We start from the raw sequence: 604 nt of genomic DNA on the forward strand, positions 1-604 counted from the left end.
AAGATCTGTGAAGACTGGGGCTTGGTGCTGCGTCGGGCTGGTCTGACCCCGGCCAAGGTGTGACCCACGGGTAGTTCGTGGTGTCCTGCGTTCGATTTGTCGGCCCGCTCGGGCGCAGCACCGCATGCGCACCGGCCAGACGGGTCTGACCTGATAGGAGCTTGGATCAGAAGCCCCGTCACAGACCTGTCGCCCGTCCGGTCGGTTCGCCCATCCGCCAGCGCGAACACACCGGAGGAGCGAGTTCCAGCATGACACCTTCTGCCACCCGTGTCATCGGCGGCGTCGACACGCACAAGCACACCCACTACGCAGCCGTGGTCGATGAGCACGGCCGGCTTCTCGGACATCGCGAGTTCCCTGCCCGCGACCGCGGCTACGCCCATTTGCTGGACTGGATCACAAGCCACGGTGTCGTCACCGCGGTCGGTGTCGAAAGCACCGGGTCGTTCGGGGCCACCCTGAGCAGGTTCCTCACCACCGCCGACGTCCGAGTCATCGAGGTCAACCGGACAAACCGGCTGGCCCGGCGGATGGACGGCAAGTCCGATCGCCTGGATGCCGAGCAGATCGCCCGGGCTGTTCTGGGACAGACGTCGACCGC

Annotated in this window: 1 protein-coding gene; it reads left to right on the top strand. The window is 66.2% G+C overall.

Annotated features, from left to right (window positions below; all coding sequences use genetic code 11):
• Positions 1-251: 251 nt before the first annotated feature.
• Positions 252-604, top strand: a 353-nt coding sequence (locus ACLJQM_RS48205; protein ID WP_410636681.1) for an IS110 family transposase, incomplete at its 3' end; no start/stop codon positions are given.

Source organism: Amycolatopsis sp. cmx-4-83 (genome assembly GCF_046548815.1).
Classification (GTDB): Bacteria; Actinomycetota; Actinomycetes; order Mycobacteriales; family Pseudonocardiaceae; genus Amycolatopsis; species Amycolatopsis pretoriensis_A.